Source organism: Nocardioides lianchengensis, from assembly GCF_900101465.1.
Taxonomy (GTDB): Bacteria; Actinomycetota; Actinomycetes; order Propionibacteriales; family Nocardioidaceae; genus Nocardioides; species Nocardioides lianchengensis.
Window position 1 is genome coordinate 1 of the sequence record NZ_FMZM01000020.1, and the last position, 24,431, is coordinate 24,431.

The following is a 24,431-nucleotide window of genomic DNA, read 5'->3' on the forward strand; positions in this document are numbered from 1 at the left end:
GTATTAGACCTCGTTTCCGAGGCTTATCCCAAAGTGGAGGGCAGATTACTCACGTGTTACTCACCCGTTCGCCGCTCGTGTACTCCCGAAGGAGCCTTACCGCTCGACTTGCATGTGTTAAGCACGCCGCCAGCGTTCGTCCTGAGCCAGGATCAAACTCTCCGTTGAAAACAACACCCACACACCAACCCAAAGGCCGATGCATGGAAAAAGAGATGCCTGACAAGACGATACTGACAATTGTCAGAATCATTGTCTTACCAAAGAAACCGTTGACATCACCTCACCTACCGAAGCAGGATCAGATCAGCCGACGGGGCATAACAAACTAATTCGTCGACTATGACACACTGTTGAGTTCTCAAGGATCAAGCGCACTCCGTGGGCTTCGGCTTCTCAGCCTGGCCCGGCGGGGCTTTTCAAACTTTAGCGGCTTTTCGTTCCCCGTGCAATTCGGGGCTTTTCGAGCCACTTGCCCAATCTGGCCTTTTGCCTTTCGGCTTCCGGCCCTTTCGGACTTGTCCTACTTTAGCGGCTTGTTTTCCCCCGTGCAATTCGGGGCAATTCGCGCCACTCACCTTTTCCACGCGCCGAACTGCCTCGGTTTTTGAGGGGCCCCTCTTCAGGGCGCACGCTCATCGACCGGATTGGATCGAGATGGTGGGGTGGTCGCTCCGGGGCCGGGAGCCCGACCGACTGGTCTTGCTCCCCGCCGCTCCCTGGCGACTCGGAGAACATTAGGGGATCGTGCTCACCGAGACAAATCGAGGTGCCGTGACTCGGGCCACAGGCGGGTTTGCGCAGGTCAGAGGCTGTTTGGGGCCGGTGCGGCAGTGAGTCCACGCGTGTCCGCGACGCTCCGGCAGCCGGTCAGACGCAGCGCCTCGGCCCACTGTTCACGCAGCAGACGATGCAGGCGGGCCACGCCCTCCTGCCCCTCCGCGAGCGCGAGGAGCGGCGAGCGTCCCAGGAATACCGCGTCCGCACCGGACGCGGCGGCGGTGACGACGTCGAGCCCGGTCCGCAGTCCGCCGTCGACGTACACCTCGGCGTCCTCCCCCACCTCGTCGACGACGGCACCGAGGGCGTCGACCGTGGCGACCGCCCGATCGAGCTGGCGCCCCCCGTGGTTGGAGACCCAGACCGCGCGGGCGCCGGCCTGCACGCACCGTCGGGCGTCGTCGGGCCGGAGCACTCCCTTCACCACCACGGGAAGCCCGGTGCGCTCGGCCAGCCAGTCCAGGTCGTGCGGGCCGAGGTCGGTCGCCTTGTCCGCCCCCGGCTGCTGGTCGTGGCCCTCGTCGAAGTTGACGCGGAGCAGCGCCGGGTCGACGACGTCCCAGACCCGCTCGCCGACGTGGTGCTTGGTCCCGACGACCGGTGTGTCGACGGTCAGCACGACCGCGCCGGCTCCCGCGTCGACGGCCCGCGCCAGCATCGGCTCGGCCAGCGTCCGGTCCGCGGGCAGGTAGGCCTGGAGCCACCAGGTCACGCCGGTCTGTGCGATCTGCTCGAAGGTCGTGCCGGCATTGCTCGAGACCACCATCAGGCCGCCGGCCTCCGCGGTGGCCCGGGCCATCGCGAGCTCACCGTCGGGATGCACCGCGCGCTGGAGCGTCGTCGGCGCCACCCCCCAGGGCAGCTCGACCCGCGACCCGAGCACGGTGACGCCCAGGTCCAGCTGGGTGACGTCGCGGAGCACGTGCGGCAGCAGTCGTACCCGCTGCCACGCCGCGACGGCCTCCGCCGTCGAGACCGAGTCGCCCGCGCCCTGCAGGACGTACTCCAGGACGGGCGCGGGCAGGAGTCCGCGCGCACGGTCCTCGAGCCCCGCGAGCCAGCGGGCGTCGGCGCTCACCGGACCCGCACGCCCGCGAAGCTCTTCTTGCCGCGGCGCAGGACGAGCAGCTGGTCGTCGATCAGGTCCCCCGGACCGGGCACCAGGTCGGGGTCCTCCACGCGCTCGTTGTTGAGGTAGGCACCGCCCTCGGCGACCGCCCGCCGAGCCTCGCCCTTGCTCTTGACCAGACCGGCGTCGACCAGCAGGTCGACGATGGTCGCGCCGAGGGACTCGACCTCGAGCATCGGGCGAGCCGTCGAGAGCGCGGCGTCCAGGGTGCGCGCCCCCGCGGCGCGGAGGTCGCCGCCGCCGAACAGCGCGGCCGAGGCGGCCTCGATGCGCGCGGTCTCGTCGGCACCGTGCACCAGCGTGGTCACCTCGCGGGCCAGGGTGCGCTGGCCGGCGCGGAGGAAGGGCCTCTCGGCGTGCTCGGCCTCCAGCGCCTCGATCTCGGCCCGGGTGAGGAAGGTGAAGATGCGGAGCAGCTCGCCCACCTTCTCGTCCTCGGCGTTGAGCCAGAACTGGTAGAAGGCGTACGGCGACATCATCTCGGGGTCGAGCCAGAGCGCGCCCCCCTCGGTCTTGCCGTACTTCGTGCCGTCGGCCTTGGTGACCAGCGGCGTGGCGAAGGCGTGCACCGTCGCTCCCTCGGAGCGGCGGACCAGCTCGACGCCGCCGGTGAGGTTGCCCCACTGGTCCGACCCGCCGAACTGCAGCCGGACCCCGTGGGTGCGGAAGAGGTTCAGGTAGTCGAGGGACTGCAGCAGGATGTAACTGAACTCGGTGTAGCTGATGCCCGACTCCAGGCGCCGCTTGACCGTGTCGCGCGCGAGCATCCGGTTGACCGGGAAGTGCTTGCCGATGTCGCGCAGGAAGTCGATGGTCGACAGTCCCGCGGTCCAGTCGAGGTTGTTGACCATGGTCGCGGCGTTGGCGCCGTCGAAGCTGAGGAACGGCTCGATCTGGCGTCGTACCCGCTCGACCCAGTCGCGCACCGTCTCCGCGGAGTTGAGGGTCCGCTCACCGGAGTCGCGCGGGTCACCGATCAGCCCGGTCGCGCCGCCCACGAGGACGTACGGCGTGTGGCCGGCCCGCTGCAGGCGCATGGCGGTCACGATCTGCAGCAGGTTGCCCATGTGCAGGCTGGGTGCGGTCGGGTCGAACCCCACGTAGTAGTGGACGCTCCCCTCGCCGAGGTCCTCGCGCAGCGCGTCGAGGTCCGTCGAGTGCGCGATGAGTCCGCGCCACTCGAGGTCGTCGAGGAGGGTGGGGTCGAGGGACACGATGCGCCTTCCGTGCAGTGGGTACCGTCGGGCCAAGCCTGCCGCATCCCCCGGAACGACGCCCACCGGGTCGTCTCATCGGCACGTTCTAGAGTGGCGGTGGCACGGGAGGGACGGACGTTGATCGCAGGCAGGTACTCGCTCGACCGCGAGGTCGGACGGGGCGGGATGGGCGCCGTCTGGCTCGGCCGTGACGAGGTCCTCGGTCGCGCCGTCGCCGTCAAGCGCATCGGGACGGCCCCCGGCGCGAGCGCCCCCGACGTCGAGCGTGCGGCCCGGGAGGCCCGCCTCGCCGCCCGGCTCAGTCACCCGCACGTCGTCGCCGTCTTCGACCTCGTCGAGGAGGGCGACGCCCACTGGCTCGTCATGGAGTACGTCGAGGGCTCCACCCTCGCCGAGCTGGTCCGCGACCGGGGAGCGCTGGATCCCGACCAGGCCGCCCGCGTGGTCGGCCAGGCGGCCGACGGGCTGACGGCCGCGCACGCCGCCGGCATCGTGCACCGCGACGTGAAGCCCTCGAACATCCTCGTCAACGAGGAGGGCCAGGTGAAGCTCTCCGACTTCGGCATCGCCAAGGCCGAGGCGGACCCGTCCCTGACCCAGACCGGCCTGGTCACCGGGTCGCCGGCGTACCTCGCCCCGGAGGTCGCCTCGGGACGCCCCGCCACCGACGCGAGCGACGTCTGGTCGCTCGGCGCCACCCTCTTCCACGCCCTGTCCGGGAAGCCGCCGTACGAGGTCGGGGACAACCTGCTGGGCGCGCTCTACCGGATCGTCCACGAGGAGCCGCCCCGGCTCGCCTCCCCCGGATGGCTCGGCCCGTTGCTCGAGGCGACGATGACCCGTGACCCCGCTCAGCGCTGGACGATGGAGCAGGTGCGCGACTTCCTGCGTTCCGGCGCCGGCGCGCCGCTGCCGGCGCCGCTCCCGCTCCGCCGTACCGACACCGCCGAGCACGACCTCGACGGCACGCAGGTGCTGTCGCGACCGGCGCTGGCCGCGGTCCCCGCGGCCCCGGCGTCCCCCGACCCGGAGCCGACCAAGCGGCGGCGCGGCCTGCTGCCCGTGCTGGTCGGCGCCGCCGTCGTGGTCCTGCTGACCGTGGTCGGCTACGTCCTCGGCACGAGCGGCGACGACGAGTCCGACCCCGGCGCGTCCTCCTCCCCCGGCACCTCGTCGTCGTCGGCGCCAGCGGCGGTCGAGGAGCCCACCGCCGAGGGGATGACGGCCTTCGTCACGACGTACCTGGACACGGCGGCCGCCGACCCGGAGGCCGGGTTCGCGATGCTGACGTCGGCGTACCAGGAGGAGAGCGACGGGCTGCCGGGCTACGAGAGCTTCTGGGGCTCCGTGCGGCGCATCCAGGACGTCGACGTCACCGACGCGGACCCCGACGCGATGACCGTGACCTACACCTACCGCTACCAGCTGGACCAGGGCGGCTCGCGGCGGGAGACCATCCGGCTGGACCTGGAGCTCCAGGACGACGACACGTACCTGATCTCGGGCGGCGACTCGGTCGGTTGAGGCCCTATCGTGACGCCAGGAGGTCGGGCATGGATCTGGCGGGGCTGTACCGGGACATCGTGGAGACGTCGCCGGACGGCATCTGGGTGTTCGACCTGGAGGGCCGGACCCTCTTCGCGAACGCCGCCATCGCCGAGATGTACGGCGTGCCGCCCGAGGACACGGCGGACCTGACGGTCTTCGACACCCTCGACGAGCCCGGTCGCGAGCAGTTCGCCGCCCACCTCGCCCAGGTGCGCTCCGGTCACGTCAACGAGGGCGAGGTCGAGGTCCACTTCGTCCGTCGCGACGGGTCGACGCTGTGGGCGCTGGTCCGGGAGAGCGTGCTCCGCGACGAGCACGGGGAGGTCGTCGCGATCCTGCACCGCTTCATGGAGTACGGCGCCCGCCGCGCCGTCGTCGAGGAGCTGCAGGAGAGCCAGCGCCGGCTCTCCGAGGCCCAGCGGATCGCGCGGATCGGCAGCTGGGAGTGGGACGTCGCCACCGGCGAGGTGTCCGGCTCCCCCGAGCTCTTCGCGCTCTACGGCGCGACGCCGGAGAGCACCACCGTCGGCCTGGACGCCTTCTTCGAGGCGGTCCACGAGGACGACCGGGCCGGGGTGCGCGCTGCCCTCGACGACGCCCTCGAGCGCACCGGTGAGCTGGCGTTCGTCGCCCGGGTATGGGGCGAGGGCGACTGGGTGTGGACCCGTGGCCGGGGCGTGGTGCACCACGACGCCGACGGGCGGGTGCGGATGTCCGGCACCCACCAGGACATCACCGAGGCCCGACAGGCCGAGATCGCCCTGGAGGACCAGGTCACCCAGAACACCCTGATGCAGACCGTCGCGAGCGCGGCCAACGAGGCGGTCACCCTGGCCGACGTGCTGCGGCACGCCCGCACCCTGGTGCTGCTGCACGACGACTGGGAGCGGGGGCGGGCCTTCGTGCCGGCCGAGGACGGCGAGGGCGTCGTACCCCTGCACCTGCTGGACGAGGAGCGGGCCGAGGACGCGGCGACGCCCGAGGAGACCGCGCGCGAGCTCGACCTCGCGAACCAGGCCTTCCGGAGCCGGGCGTCGGTGTGGGACCCCGAGACGATGCTGACGATCGCCTTCCCGGTCCTGCTCGACGACGAGGTCCGGGCGGTGCTGACCATCACCTCGGCGCCGCCGCTCTACCGCTTCGACCTGATCCAGTCGATGGTCGAGCAGGTCGCCGTCCAGCTCGGCCGGGTCGCCGAGCGCGAGCGATACCAGCGCGAGCTCGCCGACGCCCGCGACCAGGCGATGGAGGCGTCGCGGCAGAAGTCGGAGTTCCTGGCCACCATGAGCCACGAGATCCGTACCCCGCTCAACGGGGTCATCGGGCTCAACGACCTGCTGCTGCGCACCGACCTGGCGCCCGAGCAGCTCCGCCTCGCCTCGGGCGTCCAGGTCGCGAGCCGGGCGCTGCTCAGCGTCATCAACGACGTCCTGGACTTCTCGAAGATCGAGGCCGGCAAGCTCGAGCTCGAGGTGCTCGACTTCGAGGTGCGCCCGCTGCTGGACCAGGTCATCGGCGTGCTGGCCGAGACGGCCCGGTCGAAGGGGCTGGAGCTGGCGAGCTCGTGCGCGCACGACGTCCCCGAGGTCCTCGCCGGTGACCCCACCCGGGTCGGGCAGGTCCTGACCAACCTGGTCTCGAACGCCGTGAAGTTCACCGCCCGCGGCGAGGTGTTCGTGCGGGCGACGGCCTCCCCCGGCCCCGACGGGCGCACCGTGCTCCGCATCGACGTCACCGACACCGGGGTCGGCATCGACGAGGCCGAGGTCGCGGCCCTCTTCGAGCCGTTCACCCAGGCCGATGCCTCGACCACCCGGGTGTACGGCGGGACCGGCCTGGGCCTGGCCATCTCGCGGGAGATCGTCGACGCGCTCGGGGGCGAGCTGACCTACGCGCCGAACCCCGGCGGCGGCAGCGTGTTCACCTTCACCGCGGTCCTGGAGGCCGCCGCCGGGACCATCTCGGACATCGAGGACGAGTACGCCCGGACCTGGCTGAGCGGCCACCGCGTCCTGGTCGTCGACGACAACCCGCACAACCGGCTGGTCCTCGAGGAGCAGCTGCGTTGGTGGCAGGTCCGGCCGGAGAGCGTCTCGTCGGCGGCGGACGCACTGGCGGAGCTGCAGGACGGGCTTCGCTCCGGCGACCCGTACGACGCCGTGCTCCTCGACCTCGCGATGCCCGAGCGCGACGGTCTCTCCCTCGCCGCCGACGTCCGGGCCGTGCCCGAGCTCGCCGACACGGTCCTGCTCCTGCTCACCTCGCACGGCGGCGCCGACCCGGCCGCCGCGATCGACGCGGGGATCGCCGCGAGCCTGACCAAGCCGGTGCTCGCCGGCGTGCTGCGCCAGGTGCTGCTCGAGCACCTGGCCGGCGTGGGCGGGCGCTCGGCCGCACCGGCGGACGAGGTGCCTGACGGTCCGCGTCGCCGTCGGGTGCTGGTGGTCGAGGACAACCCGGTCAACCAGATGGTCGCCATGGGCCTGCTGGAGTCGCTCGGCTACGTCGGGCAGACGGCCGACGACGGGCTGGCCGCCCTGGAGATCCTGCGCGGCTCGTCGTACGACGCGATCCTGATGGACGTGCAGATGCCGCGCCTGGACGGGTACGCGACGACCCGCCGGCTGCGGGAGACGGAGGGCGATCAGGGCACCCGGGTGCCCGTGATCGCGATGACCGCCGCGGCCGTGGAGGGGGAGCGTGAGCGCTGCCTCGAGGCCGGCATGGATGATTTCCTCACGAAGCCCGTCGACCCGGCCGCTCTCGGGGCAGTCCTGGCCCGCTGGTTGGACCCCGGCCCACCGGGGTCCCCCGACTCCCCCGCCCCCACACCCCCATCGGAGAACCCCGTGTCCTCTTCCTCGCCCGTCGACGGCCTCGACCTCGAACGGCTCGAGATGCTGCGCGACCTCGACCCGGGCAACACGACGTACCTGGACCGCGCCATCGGCAACTTCATGGCCAACTCACGCTCCGCCGTCGACACGATCCGCGCGGCGATCGTCGGCGACGACGCCGCCGCCCTGCGCGCGGCCGCCCACAAGCTCGCCGGGAGCGCGCTGAACCTCGGCGTCCCGTTCGCCGGCGAGGCCGCACGACAGCTGGAGTTCGTCGGCGACACCGGGAGCGTCGACGGGGCGCTGGAGCTGCTGCCCGAGCTCGAGGAGAGCCTGGAGCGGGCCCGTGCGGCGCTGCTGGCCTACCAGTCGTCGTACGGCGGGGGCGCGACCGACTGATCGCGGAGACGACGAACGGCCCCGGGCGAGCCCGGGGCCGTTCGTCGTTCAGAGGTGCTGCGGTGATGCGGGTGGTCAGCCGGGGATGCCGCCCGACTGGTAGCCGGGTAGGTAGTAGACCGCGCTCGGGTCGCTGTAGCCACCGTCAACCAGGGCCGCCCGCACCTGGACCGTGCCGAGCACGTCGGAGCAGGGCTGCCCGCCGCACGGGTACGGGGTGAGGCTGCCGCTCAGGCCGCCGAACCAGGGGGTCGTCACGTTGGTGAAGTTGGTCCACGACCCACCGTCGATCTTCACCTGCCAGGCCGAGACCTCGGCCAGGTCGACATCCTCCTCACGGAAGTGGATCGTCACTGCGTCGCGGGTGTTGGTGTAGCCGGTCACGACCGGCGGCTTCGGCTCGGCGACGACCTCGACCTCCTCGGACTTCGCGAAGTCACCCGGACCGGCGGCGTTGACCGCACGGACCGCGTAGGTGTGGACGCCGACCGTCTGGTTGGTCAGGGTGAAGGTGTAGGCGATGCTCGAGACCTCGACGCCGGTCCACTCGCCACCGTCGATGCTGACCTCGTAGCTCTCGATCGGGTGACCGCTGTCGGACTCCGGCGCGACGAAGTCCACCTTCACCGAGGTGCCGGTGGCGACCGCGACCACGTCGGTCGGGGCGTTCGGCACCGCGATCGGGGTGACGACACGGTTCTTGCTGCCCGCGCCCGGGCCGCGGGCGTTGACCGCGCGGACGCGGACGCCGTACGCGTGACCGAGGGTGAGGTCGTCGAGGTCGAACGCGAAGCCCTCGACGGTCGGCGTGTAGGGGAAGGAGCCCCAGGTCTCGCCGCCGTCGGTGCTCACCTCGTAGGAGGTCACGGGGAGGCCACCGTCGAACTCCGGGGCCTCGAACGTGAACGAGGCACGCGTGCCGGTGACGACGGGCTCGTCGTCGAGCCACACCTTGTCCGGGACGGTGGCCACGAAGACCAGCGCGCCGAAGCTCTGGCTCGCACCCTTGGCGTTGACGGCGCGGACGCGGACGCCGTACTCGACACCGTTCTGGAAGCCGTCCTTGACCGTGGTCCACGGCGCGGTGCCCGTGGTGTCGAACTCGGTGAAGGTCTCGCCGCCGTCGTAGGAGATCTCGTAGGACGTGATCGCCGAGCCGTTGTCGTGCTCGGCCGGCTCGACGACCGTGGTGATGGTGCCGTTGTCGCCCGTGGACGTCCGGATGCGCGGCGCCGACGGGACCGTGGCGTAGGTGAACTTCTGCGACTCGCTGGCCTTGCCCTTGCCGTGGGCGTTGACCGCGCGGACCTGGACGTCGTACTCGTCGCCGAAGGTCAGGCCGGCCAGGGAGAAGTACAGGCCCTCGTCCTCGTCGACCTCCAGCTCGTCCCAGGTCTCTCCACCGTCGGTGGTGACCTCGTAGCCGCTGATCGGCAGGCCGCCGTTGCGCTCGGGAGCCTGGAGCGCGAAGTTGACCACGGAGCCGTGCACCTTCGGGCTGCCGATCTCGGGAGCGGACGGGACGGCGGCGACGAGGGTCTTCTCCTCCAGAGACGCCTCGGGGCCGAAGCCCCAGTCGTTCCAGGCGCGGACGCGGACGTCGTACGACGTGCCGTTGTCGAGGCCCTCCTTGACCACGGTGAGCGTGGTGCCGGACGTCAGCGGGACGTAGGTCCAGTGCTGCCCACCGTCGTAGGAGATCTCGTAGTAGTAGACCTCCGAGCCACCGTTCTCGGCCGGGGCCGCGAACGTCGTGGTGAGGACGCCGTCGTCACCGACGACCTTCAGGTCGGTCGGGGCGGACGGACGGCCGTAGACGGTCGTCGAGAGCGTGTTGGACGGCGCGCCGGCGCCGACCTTGTTCACCGCGCGGACGCGCAGGTTCACCAGCTGTGCGGGGGTCAGGTCGCCGAGGTTCGCCTCGAACTCGGCCTGCGGGCCGCAGCCGCGGCACGGGGTGAGCTGGGTGTCGGACGTCGTCGTACGACGGCCGAGAAGGATCTGGACCGGGACCCAGGCGCCACCGGTTGAGACCTGGTAGCCGGTGATCGGCGAGCCGCCGTCGGTCGCCGGGGCGTTGAAGCCGTAGCGCACGGCGCCGTCGATGCCGTCGGCGTGCACGAGCACGGGCGCGCCGGGGACCTTGGCCTGCGGGGCGGTCGGGACCGGCTTGACCGGGCGGGTGCCGGTCATCTCGACCACGACGCGGCGGTTGAGCTCACGCTTGGCCGGGACGCCGCCGACGATCGCCGGACGGGCCGAGCCGTAGCTCACCGAGGACGTCCTCAGGCCGGGGTTCTCCTTGGCCAGCTGCGCGCACACCTTCGCCGCGCGCGCCTTGGACAGCGACGTCGCCTCACCGGCCGGGCCGGAGTAGTCGGCGTACCCCTCGCAGCGGACGCTGGAGGCGTTGGTCAGCGAGTCCGCCAGCTTGCGGATCTGTGCCTTCGCCGAGGTGGTCAGCGTGGCCGAGCCACCCGAGAACAGGCCGCCACCGTCGAGGGTCAGGGCCTGACCCTTCGAGACGAGGTTGCCGAACGCGTAGCGCATCGGCACGGCCAGCGCGCCGTCGCGCGTGCGGTAGACCGCGCGGGTCTCGCGGAGCTTGCCGCGGTACTTCTCGGGCTTGCCGGGCACGGCCAGCTGCGCCTTGCGCTGCGCCGGCGTACGCGGGTCGACGAACCACGACTTCTTCGCGGCGGCGACCGTCACGGACGAGGCGGACGCCGCGGCCGTGGCGGTGGACGGGGCTGCGGTCGCCGCCGGGGCGAACGCCCCGGACAGGACCGTGGCCAGACCGGACGCCGCGACGGCGAGCGCCGCGACTCTCCGGCTCGGGACGGTGAAGGACATGACCAACCGATCGTTCGGGGAGCAGGAACCCGCGCCGAGGTGTGGCGCGGCCCTGAGCATCGGCCGACGAACGGCGGTCCTGAAGGTAAAGAAGGATGAGTAGGGCGGGTGGGGCTCGAACCCACGACCCAAGGATTATGAGTCCTCTGCTCTAACCGACTGAGCTACCGCCCCGAGTACCTGTTTCCGCAGGTCAGACGCTATTTCTAGCGCCCGCCCCGCACCCTCCGGGGTACCGGAGGTGCCGCTAGTCCGCAAAAAGTCCGCACGGGCCGCGAGCGCTACCTCCCCCAACCGGTCGACGTACAGGTGAACGTCGCCCGGGTAGAGGTGACCATAGCGGTCGAGGGTGATGGCGACGGAGGCGTGTCCGAGCATCTCCGACAGCACCTTCGGCGGGGTGCCGTGCTTGATGTGCAGTGAGGCGCAGGTGTGCCGGAGATCGTGGGGTCGGAGCATGTCGCCCTTCACCTGCGATGCCAGGCCGGACCGCTTGACGGCGGGGTCGAAGACTCGGGTGCGCCAGTTGCCGGTGCGGATCGGACCGCCCCTGGCTGCGGTAAACAAGTAGTCGACCGCCTGCCGGCCTGTCGTCAGCGCCATCAGGCGGTCGCACAGCCATGCCGGCAGCGGCACGGTGCGGATGCTGCTCTCGGTCTTGGGTGGCCCCTCGATCTGCTTGCCTCCGGTCTCCGAGAGCGTCCAGGTGATGCGGAGCTCCCGCTTGACCGGGTCAAGGCTGCCGCATCGGAGAGCGGCGAGCTCGCCGAAGCGCAGCCCACACCAGGCCAGGACCAGGATGGTGAGGGCGCCGTCTCCGGCGGCCTCGGCGAGGTGCCACACCTCGCGCTCGTCGAGGAATCGGACTTTGTCGCGCTCGCTCTTGCTGGGAAGGGCAGGTAGTTCGACGCCCTTCGCCTGGTTGTTCGGGATCCGCTTGGCGCGGACGGCGAGGTCGAGGATCTGCGAGAGGACGATCCATGCGTGTCGAGTGCGGGCAGCGGAGAGTCCGCCGTCGTGGAGCTTGGCCACCCACACCGAGACGTCTTCGTACCTCACGGCGTCGAGCCGCGTCTTCTCCCAGGTCGGCAGGATCTGGTTGCGGATCAGGACGTCGTACATGAGCCGGGTCGAGGGGCGGATCCGGACCTTGGTGGCGAGCCACTCCGGCGCGTACTCGCCGATCGTGATCCGTCCGCGGCTCGGGTCGGTCCACTCGCCGCGGTCGATGCGACCGACCTGAGTTCGTGCCCAGCGGTCGGCGTCGACCTTGCGGTCGAAGTGGCGGGAACGTTCCCGGCCGTCAGGGCCGCGGAATCGTGCGCGCCAGCGACCGTTGGGCCTCTTGGCCACGCTGTAGCTCGCCATTGCTCACCCCCTCCTGACGTCGGCCAGAGCAAGTCTTGACCCAACCGGATCTGGCGACCGCTCGCGCCCAACAACCCGGAACTGTGGAGGACTGGTGCCGGTCCGACACACCTGTGGACAGCGCTCGGCGTGCGCGGGGCGTTCGACTCCCGAACGCGCGCGAGGTCAGTGACCCGACTCGTCGGATGCCTTCTGCGCATCGATCCATCCGCGGAGGTCCCCGATGGTGGTGAGGAGGTGGCGGCCGATCTTGAAGAACCTGGGGCCGTCGCCTTGCTGGCGCCACCAGCGCAGGGTGTTGACGGGGACGCGGAGGATCGCGGCGACCTCGGCCAAGGTCAGGAAGTCCTCGTCCTTACCGTCGGGGATCGAGACGGTCGTAATACTGCTCATCGGGTTGTCCTCTCTGCGTGTCGCGAACGGGTCTAGCGGCACTAAACAAAGCCACAGGGCTCAGAGCATTTCGGACATCCCCGGTGAATGCCGTCGTCGCTCAGCGACCACGCCGCGGCCGCAGGTCGGGTGTCGCCTGATGCCGAGACCCTGGCGTCGGCGACGTCCCAGTCTGTTCGTGACGCTGTCGCAGCAGGGCAGCTTGGAGCCGGCCGGCAGCGTCCGGCGTCCGAGCTGGTGCTGCGGGGCCGTAGCGGTCGATGTCCTCGGCAGCGATGCCCGCGGCGTGGGCTGGGCCGAGGTCGGCGCGGTCACGGCCGAACACCTCGACCCACTTGCGCCGGGCGTCGTCGACGTTGTCGGCGACAAGGTGGGCGGTGTTGGCGCGGCAGCCGCGGGTCATGGCCACGTAGGCGGACGCGGCGTCGGTGCTGTCACTGATCGAGAGGTGGGCTTCGGTGACGGTCTCGCCCTGGGCGCCGTAGGCGGTGGTGGCGTAGGCGAGCGCGAGGTGTCGGCCGGCGTAGTCGGCCGGCAGCACCCGTTCACCGCGGCCGCCGGCCAGGCTCACGGCGCCGCCTTCGCTGATGTGGGTGATGGTCCAGGTCTCACGGTTCGCGACGTCGCGTTCACGGTCGTTGAGCCGGGTCATCACCCGATCCCCCACCCCGACCCTCCCGCCGCTTCCGGCGAGGACCGCGTCGGTGTCGTCGACCTGGCCCGTTGCGACTCGTCGGTCGCGGATCATCTTGTTGAGCAGGTCGACCTGGACCCGGGTGTCGGCGACCAGCAGCCGCCCCTCACCACTGCGCCCCGGCCCCGAGTCGGCGGCGAGCTCGGTGAGGGCGTGGATCTGCTCGACGTCGGTGGCGTAGAGGTGGATCTGGCCGCGCGCGTGGAGGCGGTCGAAGACCTCACCACTGCGCTCACCACTGCGCATCAACAGGCTCAACTGCGCGTACTCGTCGTCGGCGAACCGGTGGACCGCATCCAAGGTCACGCAGGCCTCAGCGGTGGCCCAGCGGGTGGCGTGGTCGAGCACTCCCCCACGCCCCACCGCAGGGAGCTGGTGCCGGTCGCCCATCAACGCGACCCTGGCGCCGGCCTCATCGACGACCTGTAGCAGCGCCTGGGCGGTGTCCTGGTCGAGCATCCCGGCCTCGTCGACCAGCAACACGTCCCCAGGCGACAACACCGCCTGAGTCGTGGGAGTGACCGTGGAAGTCGTGAGGCCGTCGGAGTGGGTGTCGCGGGTCCAGCGGCCGTCCTCGTCCCACCGGAACCCGTACTGGTGGACCAGCCATGCCGCCGAGAACGCCGGCGTCTTCAGCTCACGGGCAGCGACCTGGGAGGCCTTCAACGTCGGCGTCACCACCACCAAGCGGTGTCCCTGGTCCGTCAGTGCGGTGCGGGCGGCGGCGAGGGTGGTGGTCTTCCCCGCACCGGCCGCGCCCTCGATCACCACCAGCTCACCATCACCCGCCAGCGCGGCAACCACGTCACGCTGCATCGGATCCAACGACTGCTCCCCCACAACCGCTGGTGTCGGCTCGGCCGGGCGGGCACCGCGCCCTGAGCGGGCTGCGAGGCGGGTGGTGAGGTCCGCTTCCACCGCGAGGACGTGTGGTGAGGTCAAGGCCCGCACGTGCCGCGGCACATCGGCCCGGTTCAGGAGCGGGACACACGCCTCGATGGCTCGGGCGGTGAGGTCTTCGGCCAGCTCGACCCGCACCCGCGGGTTGGTGACGATCCCGGCGGCGGCGATGGCCTGCTCGACTTGGCCTCGGATGTCGGCGGCGTTCCACGCCGAGCGTCGTGCCCCGAGCCGGCTCAGCACCGTCTCGACCATCTCCTCGCGATTGAGCTCACCGACCCCGCTCCCCATCCGGCTGCCAACCCTGCCTCCTGCGTCGACCGGGAGGTGCTCATCCGGTTCGGGTGGAGTCGGCTGCTCGAAGCCGAGGTCGTGGAGCTCCTCGATCCACCGGCGGGCAAGATCGACGCCGTCCTCGGGGACGACCTTGTCTGGGCGGGCCTGAGCCCAGGCCCGTGTGTCCCAGGCCTGGCGCAGTCGCGGGCCCGGTTCCTCGCCGGGATGCGTGGTGCGCCACTCGGCCTCGTAGCGGGCCACGTTGCGGTCGATCTGCGCGGCCCGCTCGCTGAACTCCCCCACAAACGGGACAAGCTCGCGGATCTCACCCGAGCTCGCATCCAGGATGTAGCCGAGTCGCTGCAGCGTCTGGCGGAAGTCGGGGTCGCACTGCACGGCCGCGTGGCCGATCCCGTTGATCGCATCCAGACTGTCCCGGACCCCGACCGTATGGATCCCGCGCCATCGCCCGGCGGCCCAGACCCGGGCGTTGATCTGCAGGTGCAGATGACGGTGCGGGTCACCCGCGCGGGAGGTGTAGTGCCGGATCGTCGCGGCCTCGATCCGCTCAACCGAGACCTGGACCTGGCGACCCCGCGGCCCGACCCGGGTCGTCGCGTTCGCGGCCAGCCAGACGATGATCTCGCCCGCGGCACGATCCTGGGCGGCCTCGTAGGCGGCCGCAATCTCAGGATGAACAGCAGCGGCCAGGGACCAGGTCTTAGGCCCATTGACGATGACCTCGACGAACCGCACCGCCTGGTCATCGGTCCGCACCCGCCCCTTCGGTCCGCCTGTTAGGTCCAGGCCGGCGACCCAGGCCTCGTAGGCGTCGCCATCGAGCGGTGTTCCTGTAGCAACGGAGGGGCCGTTTGCGGTAGCGATGGCGACGTGGTGCTCGGCGAGGCCGGCGCCTTCGGCCAGGTAGTAGTCGTCCGCGCGGGGCCGATCGGCCTCGACATAGTTGCGTGCCGCTTTCGCCGAACCCCGGTAGACCTTGATCCCACCGCGCATATTCGTCACCCGTCACGAATAGCCGTCAATTACCCTAGAAATGCAGATACGGGCCACCACGTGGTGACCCGCCCTACGAATCTTCGTAGCATACGTGCCGCAGATTCTGATTGGGGATTTCCGATGCCTGCAAGAAGACTGAAAGCCCAACTAGTGATGCGACGCTCGCGCTGGGAGGCGGACGTCTTAACACGTATTTCGAGCCGTGGGCGGCGCGTGGCCTGCATCGGACGCGTGACCTCGTCCGGGCGTCAATCCGTCGGCAGTGCCGGTGGATCGGAGCCCGGCGCAAGCTCGCATCCGTTTCCTCGACAGGAGACTTCGTCGAGCTGCCACGGCATCTCATCAACGCGGACGAACAGGTAGACGAGCCTGCCTCGACATCCCTGGCAGGTCTCGATGCGGACCCGCCAGCGTTCCGTCGTCATGACCAACACCCTTGAGGAGCATAGGAGTTTCCGGATCCGATGCGTCCCGTTAATAGCTCTATCGACATCGCATACCCGAGATCGGATAATCATCGCCAGCGCGGGTAAGCCTTCGTGCGACTGAAGGAGCAGAGCCACCGCCCACTGCCACAGAATAGTCAATCCTGACGTCTCACACCTTCACCCCACTGGGGGTGAGCTAGGCCAGTGCGAGGGCTAATTGACACCGCTGTGGGGAATTGCCGGTGCTGGTTCTGCCCCTCCGGGCCCGCAGCCGCTCAGTACGCTCTCCTCAGCGGCCACGAGGGTCCACCGAGTCACCGTCTGCCCTGGCGTCCCGCCACCATCAGGGTCGCACCGAGGAAGATCGCCAGAGCGGCTACGAGGAGCACCCAAAGCGGCACGGAGCTGCCGGTCTCGGCCAATTCTCCGGCGTCCTGATCCGCGTCGGGCGGCCCGACCGAGTCGTTGTCGTCGGTGGTCGAGGGGACGGTCGGGTCGAAGTGATTGCGCACCGTCACGGTGACCGGCCCGCCCTCGACTGTGACGACCCGAGGCGTAATCGTTGTCCGGGCAGCGCCGCCGTCCCCCGGCTCGGTGACCTCGCAACGTGCACCGACGGGCAGGTCAGTCCAGCGGCCGCGCAGCCGGGTCTCGGGACCGAGCACGAGGCGGTTGCCGTCGGGGGCAGAGACACGCTCCCGCCGGCCGTCGACGACCCGCGTGCAGGACAGCGCGACCATGAAGGGACCGATCGCCTTGTCAGCGCCGGGCCCGGTCAGTTCTTTGAGAACCCGGACAGCGCCGACGTCGTACCGGTTGACGATGCTGGCAACGACCCCCGGCGGGGCGTCGGCGACCTGGCTCGGTCCGGTGTCGTTGCCGACGGTCAGCGTGACGGTGGGGCCTGCGACGTCGGACGGGGCACCGACGGCTCCTCGCACGACCTGGATGCCCGTCGACGAGGCGCCATTCGTCCTCGTCTCGGTGAGGGTGCAGGCGGCGCCGGGTGGGAGGTCGTCATAGAGGGCGGTGTAGTCGTCCTCGGCCCTGAGGGTGCGGACCGGTCCTCCGGGTACGTCGAGGCCCGTGCCGGTCGCCGTGGTGCAGCGGAGCTCGGTCTGGAACGGCCCGGTCCCGTAGGTGTCCGCGCCGCGACCGGCGACGCGCTTGGTGACCTGAACGGAACCCACGTCGAATCGGTTGGCGAGCTCGACGGCCACTCCGGAGGGGCCGGTTGCGGCCGGGCCGGAGGCGTTGTCGTCGAGGACGACGAGGGGTGCAGAGGTGCCCGGGACGGTCGACGGTGTGCCACCGTCCGGGTCGACGGTCACGCGGGTGCTGTCGGCACCGCCGTCGTCCGATTCAGTGACGACGCAGCTGGCGTCGACCGGGAGCAGCTCGTAGACCGTGCTGAGCTCGGGCGCAGTAAGGGTGCGGGTTGCGCCGCCTGGGATGTCGACAGCCACGGGGGCGCCGGATCCGCCGGGACGGGTGCAGTCGAGGGTGACCTGGAACGGGCCAGCGCCGTACCGGTCGCCCCCGGGACCGGTCACGGTCTTGGTCACCTCGACCGACCCCAGGCGGAAGGTGTTGGTGACGGTCAGGTCGACGGTGTCGTTGAGGCCGATGGTGACCTGGGCGGGGCTGATCGTCGTCTCCTGCGCGACCGGGTCCTGGCCGGTCTCCGTGGCCTCGCAGACGGCGTCGGTCGGGAGACCCGTGTACACGGCGGAGGCGCCGTCACCGACGAGCGTCCGGGTGGCCCCACCCGGGATGTCGAGGGGTACGTCGGTGCCGTTGATGAGCAGTGTGCAGGCGACCGAGACGGTATAGGTGCCGCTCAGGGCGGCGGGCAGCTCGTCGGTGTCGCCCTCGACCTGCTTGGTGATGCGGAGGTCGCCGGCGCCGAACCCGTTGATGACGTCGACCTGGACGGGATCGCCCGCTCCTCCCGCGGCGCCGATGGTGACCGGCTCCTCGGGCAGCACCAGGGTGAGCGTCGCGCCGCCGTCCTCGTCGGGGTCCTCCGTGACGGTGCACTCAGCACCGGTCGGGAGGTAGTCGATCTCCCAGGTCGGGTCGAGGGGATCGATGAGCGTGTCGTTCTCGTAGACCGGGTTCGGGGCTGCACCGGGTCGGGTGCAGGAGACCAGAACACGGAACTCGTTGCCGGCCCAGTCGGCGCCGAGACCGAGGACCGCCTTCGTGATCTCGAGCGAGCCGACGGTGTACTGGTTCGTGAGGTCGACGCGGTTGACGTGGGTGGTCCCCACGTCGGCGGCCAGGGTGAAGGAGGCGGTCGTGCCGTTCGTCTCCGGCGACGCGATTCCATCGACGGTGACGACGTGGGTGGTGGACGCAGCGGTGCCGTCGTCGGTCTCGGCGACGGTGCACTCGGCGCCCGCCGGCAGGTCATCGAAGGTCTTGTCGTCGCCGTCGCCGAGGGTGAAGGTGCGATCGCCAGGGGGGACGACCTCGGTGCCGTTGAAGGTGCAGGAGGCAGTGAAGTCGTAGGTCTCGGTGTAGGTGACGGGATCGCCGTCGGCGTCGACGGCGCCGCCGTCGTCGACCGTCTTGGCGACAACGAAGCCAGCGTTGGCGTAGGTGTTCGTGGCGGTGATCCGTGCGAGCGGGACCGCGTCGGGGTAGGCCGGGTTGGCGACGTCGCCGCGCGCGCGGTAGTCGCGGACCGCGGTGACGTCGGCGGACGTGCCGGTCGTCGGACCGGCCGGGTCGAAGGTCACGACGGCGCCCTGCGTCGGCACCTCCGTCAGCCGGCAGTCGGCGTACCGCGGGATGTTGAGCTCGCCCCACGGGCTGGCCGTGTCACCGTCGTTCAGGCCGAGCACGTCACCGGGAGTGAGTCGGACCCGCGCCGCGGGTGCGCCGTCGGCGTCGGCGATGGGCACATCCTCCCCCTGAGAGCTGCAGGACAGGTCGAAGGGGTACGACGCCGGCAGCGGGAACGACGCCCCCGTCGGGAGGTCGACCTCCTTCAGCGCCTCCAGGCGCCCGGTGGAGAGGGCGACGCCGACCTTGCGCGGCTCGACGACGCTGCTGACGGCGTCGTCGCCCTGGAAGGTGCCGAGGCTGGCGACCGCGAAGGAGTTGTACGCGATCGGGTCGAGGTCGGCGGCGACGGCGCGGGGGGCATACGCCGGGGTCTCGGTGTCGAAGGTGACGTCGATGGTGCGCCCGGGCGCCAGCCCGGACAGGCTGTCGACCTCGTCGTAGTCGATGACGACCTTGATGGCGCGGACCGTCGCCAGGACCGGGCCGGGGGTCGCAGGAGTGAGCAGACTCCAGCCGCGGTTGGTCACATCTCCGTAGCAGGGGTCAGAGGTGGGCAGTCCGGCCCGGATGACCTCGTTGCGAATGTCTGCGGCGTTGCACGAGACGTTCGGCACGGAGGTCGCGTAGTAGACACGGAGCGCCTTCTGCCGGTTGTCGACCTCGTCGACGTTGCTGCGCAGGTTGCCGACGAACGATGCGCGCCACGCGGACTGACGTGCGGCCGTGAGGATGGTGCCGGTGTCGCCGGGGTGCGGCAGGACGTCGATGGCGGCGAGGCGGGCCACGGGAATGTTGCCCTGGTTGGTCAGGGACAGCTGCCAGCGTTCTGCCCCACCGGCGCGGGTGATCGGCACGCACGGGTGGCGGTAGAAACCGTTGCGCGCGTTGGGTGCGTCGCACGAGGACGACTCGTCGCCGAAGCCGAGCTGGATAACACCGAGGTCGTCATGGTTGGTGGTGCCGGCCGGGGCTCCGGGGACGCCGGCGCTGACGCCGCGGACCGACTTGACCGCGCGGATGGGGCTCAGCGGGCTCGGCTCCACTACCGTCTGGGCCGCGCACCGGGCGACGGGCCCGGTCTGACCGTCCGGCCGGTTGTTGCGGGTGGTGCGGCAGGTGTCGAGGATCCGGTCGTTGCTGACCCTGAGGATGTTGACGACGCCGGTGCCGGGTTCGAGACCGAGCTGGAAGACAAGGTTGGCCCGGAGGGTGAGGGTGTCGCTGGGCTGGAGGACGAAGCCGGCCGGCAGGGCGACGGCGAGCTCGCCGGTGGCGGTGTCGAGTGCCGCGGTGAACCCGGTCGTGGGCTTGGTGGCCCCGTCGCCGCCGGTCAACGAGAAGCTGTACGACGGGGTCGGGTCACCCGTGTCGGGGTCGTCGGGCCAGACGAGGAACGAGCCGTTCTCGTTGGTCCCGATGTCGTCGACGACGGTCAGCCCGGTCTGGGGCCAGGAACCGGTGTTCTCGATGGTCATGACGTACGGGATGACCGTGTCGGGCGCGTAGAGCGGCGGCGCTCCGATCCCGTTGCCGGGTGACTTAGTCAGCGAGAGCCGGTTGGGGAGGTGGGCGAGCCGGGTGACCGCCATGGCGTCGTCGTCCGCGGTCCAGAGGCTGGTCTGGTTCTCCCAGGCGCCATCGGCGTGGACCTCCACGGTGTCGGTGAAGGTACCGCGCTGGGACTCGCCGGGTGCCGGGTCGAGGTCAGGCTTGGTGGACGGCACCGGGGTGTTCGCTCCCCCGTCGGGTCCGACCCGGAGCAGCTGACGTCGTTCGGTGGTGAACCGGAACGGGACGGTCGGGGTGGCCGGTCGCTCCCAGTTGCTCCCGTCGGCACGACGGGCCGAGACTCGGGTCCCGACGACGGCGGCGGCGGTGATCCCGGCGGGCAGGGTCGGTGTCCAGGTCCCGTTGCTCAGGTTGGTCCAGGCGCCGATCGTCCAACAGGCGGTGAGGTCGAGCGAACCGGCGCAGCGCGCGACCAGTGCGTCACCCCCCGGAGCCGGTTCGGCGGTGTAGGTCACGCCCGTCAGGACATCGAGCCGGGCCTGCTCGACCGGCGCGGGCATGGCCTGCGCGGGTAGCCCGGTGAGGGTGAAGGCGTTCCAGAACGTCGGAGTGGCGTCGGTCAGCGTCAGCAGACGGGTGCGGACGGTGCCCGAGGGTCGACCGCTCAGCGTGACCGTGTAGCCGGTGCGGGCTTGGACCTCAGTGCGGGACGCCGGGACGACCTCCTTGGCGGCGACGACGTCGTAGGTCGGCGCCACGATGTCGAGGGTCGCCGTGGCGCTGGTGGCCTGGTCGTCACCGGGGTTGAGACCGAGGCCCTCCGCAGTGTTGACGATCTGGTCGGCCTCGGTTACGGGCACTGCGGTTCCGCGCACGGTGGCACGCAACTGGAAGGTCAGCGTCGCTCGAAGGGTCTCGTTCGTGGGGATGAGCCCGAGGGCCTGGATCCGCACGTCCGTGACCCCGGCGAGTTGGGCGGGAGTCAGTGCCTCAGCCTGGGCCTCGGTGTAGCTGACGTCGGGGTCGAACGGGTCGAATGTCAGGACGACCAGGACGTTCTCGGAACCAGCCGGCGGGTTCACCTCGATCTGGTGCAGATCGAGGCGGTCGAAGGGGTCGTCGGGGCTGTCGATCGCATCGGTGAGCTCCAGCAGCCGGAGCTTGGAGGCGGAGTCGTTCGTGGCCGTGACCGTGGCGGTCGCGAGCGGATAGTCGTCGAGGTCCGTGCCGGCCGGCGGCAGGCCGAGGGTGGACTGGTCGAAGCTCTTGGCGACCTCGATGTTGACGGGCCGGTCGACGATCTGGATGGCGGCGGCGTCCTGAGCGCTGTAGGTCGTCCCCGGGCCGGTCGCGTCGAGGCCCACGCTGTTGACGACCTCGCCGCGCGTCGAGCCGTTGTAGAGCGGAGGGCCCTGCTGGTCGCCCAGGACCGGGAAGCCGGTCGAGCGTCGTTCCTGCCGCAGTCCGAGGACCAGGTCGAGGCGTCGGTCGTTGCCGCCGGACTGCGCCACCCCGCTGCCGACGTCGGGGTCATCGGGGCCCCCGATCCGGGCCGCCCGAGTCGGGCTCTCGACGTAGGTGATTCGGACGCCCAGGGTGTCGGCCCGTTCGGCGGTCGTGAGCGTGTAGCCCGCGAACCCACCGTCACAGCTCGTCCCGGGGCAGGCGGCGGGCTTAATGTCGACCCAGGCATCGGCAGCCGCTGAGTAGAGCTCGACCGAGTCGATGGCGTCGAAGGTCATCAGCGGGTCGCTGATCGGGGCGATGCGGTGCAGGTCGAAGGTGTCGTAGACGGACGCGGCGAGGTCGGCGGGGTCGTCGGACACGGGCCCGGCGGGGTCGGTGAGGGTGACGCGGTCCAGGGGCAGGTTCTGGGTGCTCCAGCTGAGCCGGGCGGTGCGCTCGTCGTCGGTCAGCGCGGTCACCTCGGTGCCGGATGCACCCGGGGGGACGACCCAGCCCTTGTCGACCAGGTCGAGGCCACCGCCCGAGGGCACCGGTCGGACCTGGACGACGTCGTCGGCAGTGTCTGTGACGGTCGGGTCGACCGCGGAAGGGTTGGCGGCCTCGGCCCCGACCGTGTTCGTGAGGTCGAGGTCGGCGGTCGGAAGAGCGGTGGTGCCCGGATCGCTGCGGAGGGTCTCCCGGAGCTGGACGCGGAGGTAGGGGATCGCCTCGAAGCCGGGCGGGAGCAGTGCACCGGTGGCGGTGGGCGTGTAGGTGAACCGGATGCCTTGGGCCAGCGCCCGTTCGCCGGAGGTCGGCGTGAACGAGAATTCGTCGACCGGTCCTGCGACACCGTCGGCCGCAGTGAACGGCGTCCAGGTGGCTCCGTTCCAGTAGGCGACGGTGAGCGTCGTCCCCGCCGGGACCTCGGTCGGGCCGACGGAGCGGAGGTCGAACCGGTCCCAGAACGGGGTGGGAGCGGCCGCCGGGGCTGCCGGGTCGGTGACCCGGAGGTACTCCGACCCCACGGTGGCGGGACTCGGTCCGGTGTTGATGACCTCCGCGGGCAGGCTGACCAGCGACGAGGCACCGGGCGCGGCGTAGATCCACTCCCGGGTGATGTTCTTGCCCGCGGAGACCGCGACGCGCAGCGGACGACGAACCAGGTCATCGCTGGCGTCGACCGGGTCGCTCGGCTCGCCGTCCACGGCAGTGCCGCGCGCGGTGGCGGTGTTTGTCGAGGTGACGTCGGCGCTGCCGGCGACAGGGTCGGCGACGACGGTGAACGGCACCTCGGCGACGGCGCCCCGGGGCAGGGTGCCCGTGAAGTCGACGGTGAACCCGACGACGCGTCGACCTGCCTGCGGGGTGGGCAGCGTGTCGACGGTGCCGGTTGACACGGCACCGGCCGGCACGCCGTCGGCGTACCGGTAGGTGACGGCGGCGGCGCTCGCGCCGGCTGGCCAGTCCACGCCAGAGGTGAACCCGTCGAAGGTCAGTCCCTGACCGGCGAGGTCCGCGCCCGAGCTCGGCTCCTCGATGCTCAGGCTGCTCACCGGCGTGGCGCCGACGGTCGCTCGGAGGGTGGCGACAGTCGACTGCCCAGCCGTGACGGCCGTCGCCGCGAAGGTCTTGGCCAGGGCCACCGTCGGGGGCTGGCGACGGATGTCGACGGTGGCCTGGGCGGTGACGTCCGGGCTGCTGTCGCCGCCGGAGGCGACCGAGGCCGAGGCACGGTTGACGACGGTCTCGGTCGTCCCGGCGGGGATCGCGGTCACTGAGGGACGGGTCTGCGTGCGGTAGGTGATCACGGCGCGACGGGCGTCCCCGGTCGCGGGCAGGCGTCCGGCTGCGGCGGAGAAGATGAACCGGAGGCCGTGGACGGTCGAGAGGTCGGCAGGCAGGAGGGTGGCCGGGTCGCTCGGCAACGCGCCGGTGGTGCCGGTGACCCAGGTGCCGGCTGCGGTGCGGTGGTCGACCCGGACGCGGTCGGCGCCGGTGGGTGCGGTGAAGGTGTCGAACCCGGTCAGCGCCAGGTACTCGTAGGGGTCCGGGGCGCCGTCGGCGGGATCCTGCAGGACCAGGCGGTCGACGGAGCCGTTGGACGTGTTGCCGGCGCGCAGGGTCCAGGTCACCGCCTGTCCTGGCACGGCGGGCACCGGCTCCCCTGCCGGTGCGGTCGTCGACACGGTCTTGGCCACGACCGCCTCGAGGTTCTCCTCGATGTCCAGGACCACCGGGGTCGAGGCGGCGCGTGGGTCGCCGTTGGACTGCGTGACGCGGGCCGTGTTGGTGACGGCGCCGGCGTACTCGGCCGAGGCGTCGACCGGCACCCGGACGCGGATCAGGACGAGTCCCTCGTCGCCGGACTCCAGGCCGACCTCACCGTCGCCGAGCGGTTGGGTGACCCGGACCGTCACCTCGGACCCGCCGGGCGTGGCGTCGACTGCGTACGTCGTCCCGAGTCCGCTGACCTGGATCTGATCGGTGCCCGCCGGGTCGACGACGAGCGGTTCGGGCAGTTGGTCCACGACGGTCGTGTCCCCGCAGCCAGGGCCGTCGAGGTTGGAGCAGCTGACCCGCAGGGCGTAGGTGAACGTCGCGTCGGGCCCGTACGTCGGGGTGCCGGTCTGACCTTGGACGCCCTTGGTCAGCGTCAGCACGCCCTCGCCCGGCACGACGGCCGCCGCGGGGGACGGTGTCAGCAGGAGTGCGGGGAACGTCGCAATCACAGCCGCCAGGACGGCGAGGAGCGCCGCCGCACGGGTCCATGCCGGACGTGACCACCTGCGGTGGGACAAAGAGGGGAGGTGCAAGAAACCCGAGTGGAGCACGCTGCTGGAC

At 70.9% G+C, this 24,431-nt stretch carries 9 protein-coding genes, 1 tRNA gene and 1 rRNA gene; 2 read left to right on the forward strand and 9 right to left on the reverse strand.

Translation table 11 applies throughout. The features are described 5' to 3' along the window. From BLT76_RS24995 to tyrS, 3 genes are all read right to left on the reverse strand, one after another. Positions 1-168 (reverse strand): 16S ribosomal RNA (locus BLT76_RS24995); the annotation flags it as partial. 637 nt (positions 169-805) lie between these two features. Then, complete coding sequence (locus BLT76_RS25000; RefSeq protein WP_211753237.1) at positions 806-1,858, reverse strand: alpha-hydroxy acid oxidase; 1,053 nt, start codon at positions 1,856-1,858, stop codon at positions 806-808. Further along, entirely contained in the window at positions 1,855-3,123 is a 1,269-nt protein-coding gene (gene tyrS / locus BLT76_RS25005; protein ID WP_090861041.1) for a tyrosine--tRNA ligase, read from the reverse strand. Before tyrS ends, BLT76_RS25000 begins: the two co-directional genes overlap by 4 nt. Positions 3,124-3,243: 120 nt before the next feature. On the opposite strand from tyrS, the gene BLT76_RS25010 reads away from it, so the two are divergent. Beyond that, positions 3,244-4,650: a serine/threonine-protein kinase gene (locus BLT76_RS25010; RefSeq protein ID WP_139175867.1), complete on the forward strand. Its 1,407-nt coding sequence runs from the start codon at positions 3,244-3,246 to the stop codon at positions 4,648-4,650. Between the two features lie 29 nt (positions 4,651-4,679). After that, a complete protein-coding gene (locus BLT76_RS25015) occupies positions 4,680-7,910 on the forward strand; it encodes a response regulator (RefSeq protein WP_090861043.1) in 3,231 nt (1,076 codons plus the stop codon). A 75-nt stretch (positions 7,911-7,985) separates the two neighbouring features. On the opposite strand, the gene BLT76_RS25020 is transcribed toward BLT76_RS25015, so the two are convergent. From BLT76_RS25020 to BLT76_RS26655, 6 genes are all read right to left on the reverse strand, one after another. After that, positions 7,986-10,763, reverse strand: coding sequence for a fibronectin type III domain-containing protein (locus tag BLT76_RS25020; protein ID WP_090861044.1), 2,778 nt, complete (start codon positions 10,761-10,763; stop codon positions 7,986-7,988). Between the two features lie 100 nt (positions 10,764-10,863). After that, positions 10,864-10,937 (reverse strand) — tRNA-Ile (locus tag BLT76_RS25025). After that, positions 10,899-12,131 carry a tyrosine-type recombinase/integrase gene (locus tag BLT76_RS26725; RefSeq protein ID WP_090861062.1) on the reverse strand — a complete coding sequence of 411 codons (1,233 nt, stop codon included), beginning with the start codon at positions 12,129-12,131 and terminating at the stop codon, positions 10,899-10,901. Before BLT76_RS26725 ends, BLT76_RS25025 begins: the two co-directional genes overlap by 39 nt. 165 nt (positions 12,132-12,296) lie before the next feature. Beyond that, positions 12,297-12,524 (reverse strand): helix-turn-helix domain-containing protein, encoded by a 228-nt coding sequence (locus BLT76_RS25035; protein WP_090861045.1) that lies wholly within the window; start codon positions 12,522-12,524, stop codon positions 12,297-12,299. A 100-nt stretch (positions 12,525-12,624) separates the two neighbouring features. Next, on the reverse strand, positions 12,625-15,408 hold the full coding sequence (mobF, locus tag BLT76_RS25040; protein WP_090861046.1) for a MobF family relaxase: 2,784 nt from the start codon (positions 15,406-15,408) through the stop codon (positions 12,625-12,627). Positions 15,409-16,153: 745 nt separating this feature from the next. After that, positions 16,154-24,319, reverse strand: a complete 8,166-nt coding sequence (locus BLT76_RS26655) for a DUF5979 domain-containing protein (RefSeq protein WP_139175869.1) — start codon at positions 24,317-24,319, stop codon at positions 16,154-16,156. Between the last annotated feature and the right edge of the window lie 112 nt (positions 24,320-24,431).

Excerpts from the sequence above, each read along its gene's own strand:
- mobF (WP_090861046.1), bottom strand. The coding sequence starts at position 15,408 with ATGCGCGGTGGGATCAAGGTCTACCGGGGTTCGGCGAAAGCGGCACGC.
- BLT76_RS25020 (WP_090861044.1), bottom strand. The coding sequence starts at position 10,763 with ATGTCCTTCACCGTCCCGAGCCGGAGAGTCGCGGCGCTCGCCGTCGCG.
- BLT76_RS25035 (WP_090861045.1), bottom strand. The coding sequence starts at position 12,524 with ATGAGCAGTATTACGACCGTCTCGATCCCCGACGGTAAGGACGAGGAC.
- BLT76_RS26725 (WP_090861062.1), bottom strand. The coding sequence starts at position 12,131 with ATGGCGAGCTACAGCGTGGCCAAGAGGCCCAACGGTCGCTGGCGCGCA.
- BLT76_RS25015 (WP_090861043.1), top strand. The coding sequence starts at position 4,680 with ATGGATCTGGCGGGGCTGTACCGGGACATCGTGGAGACGTCGCCGGAC.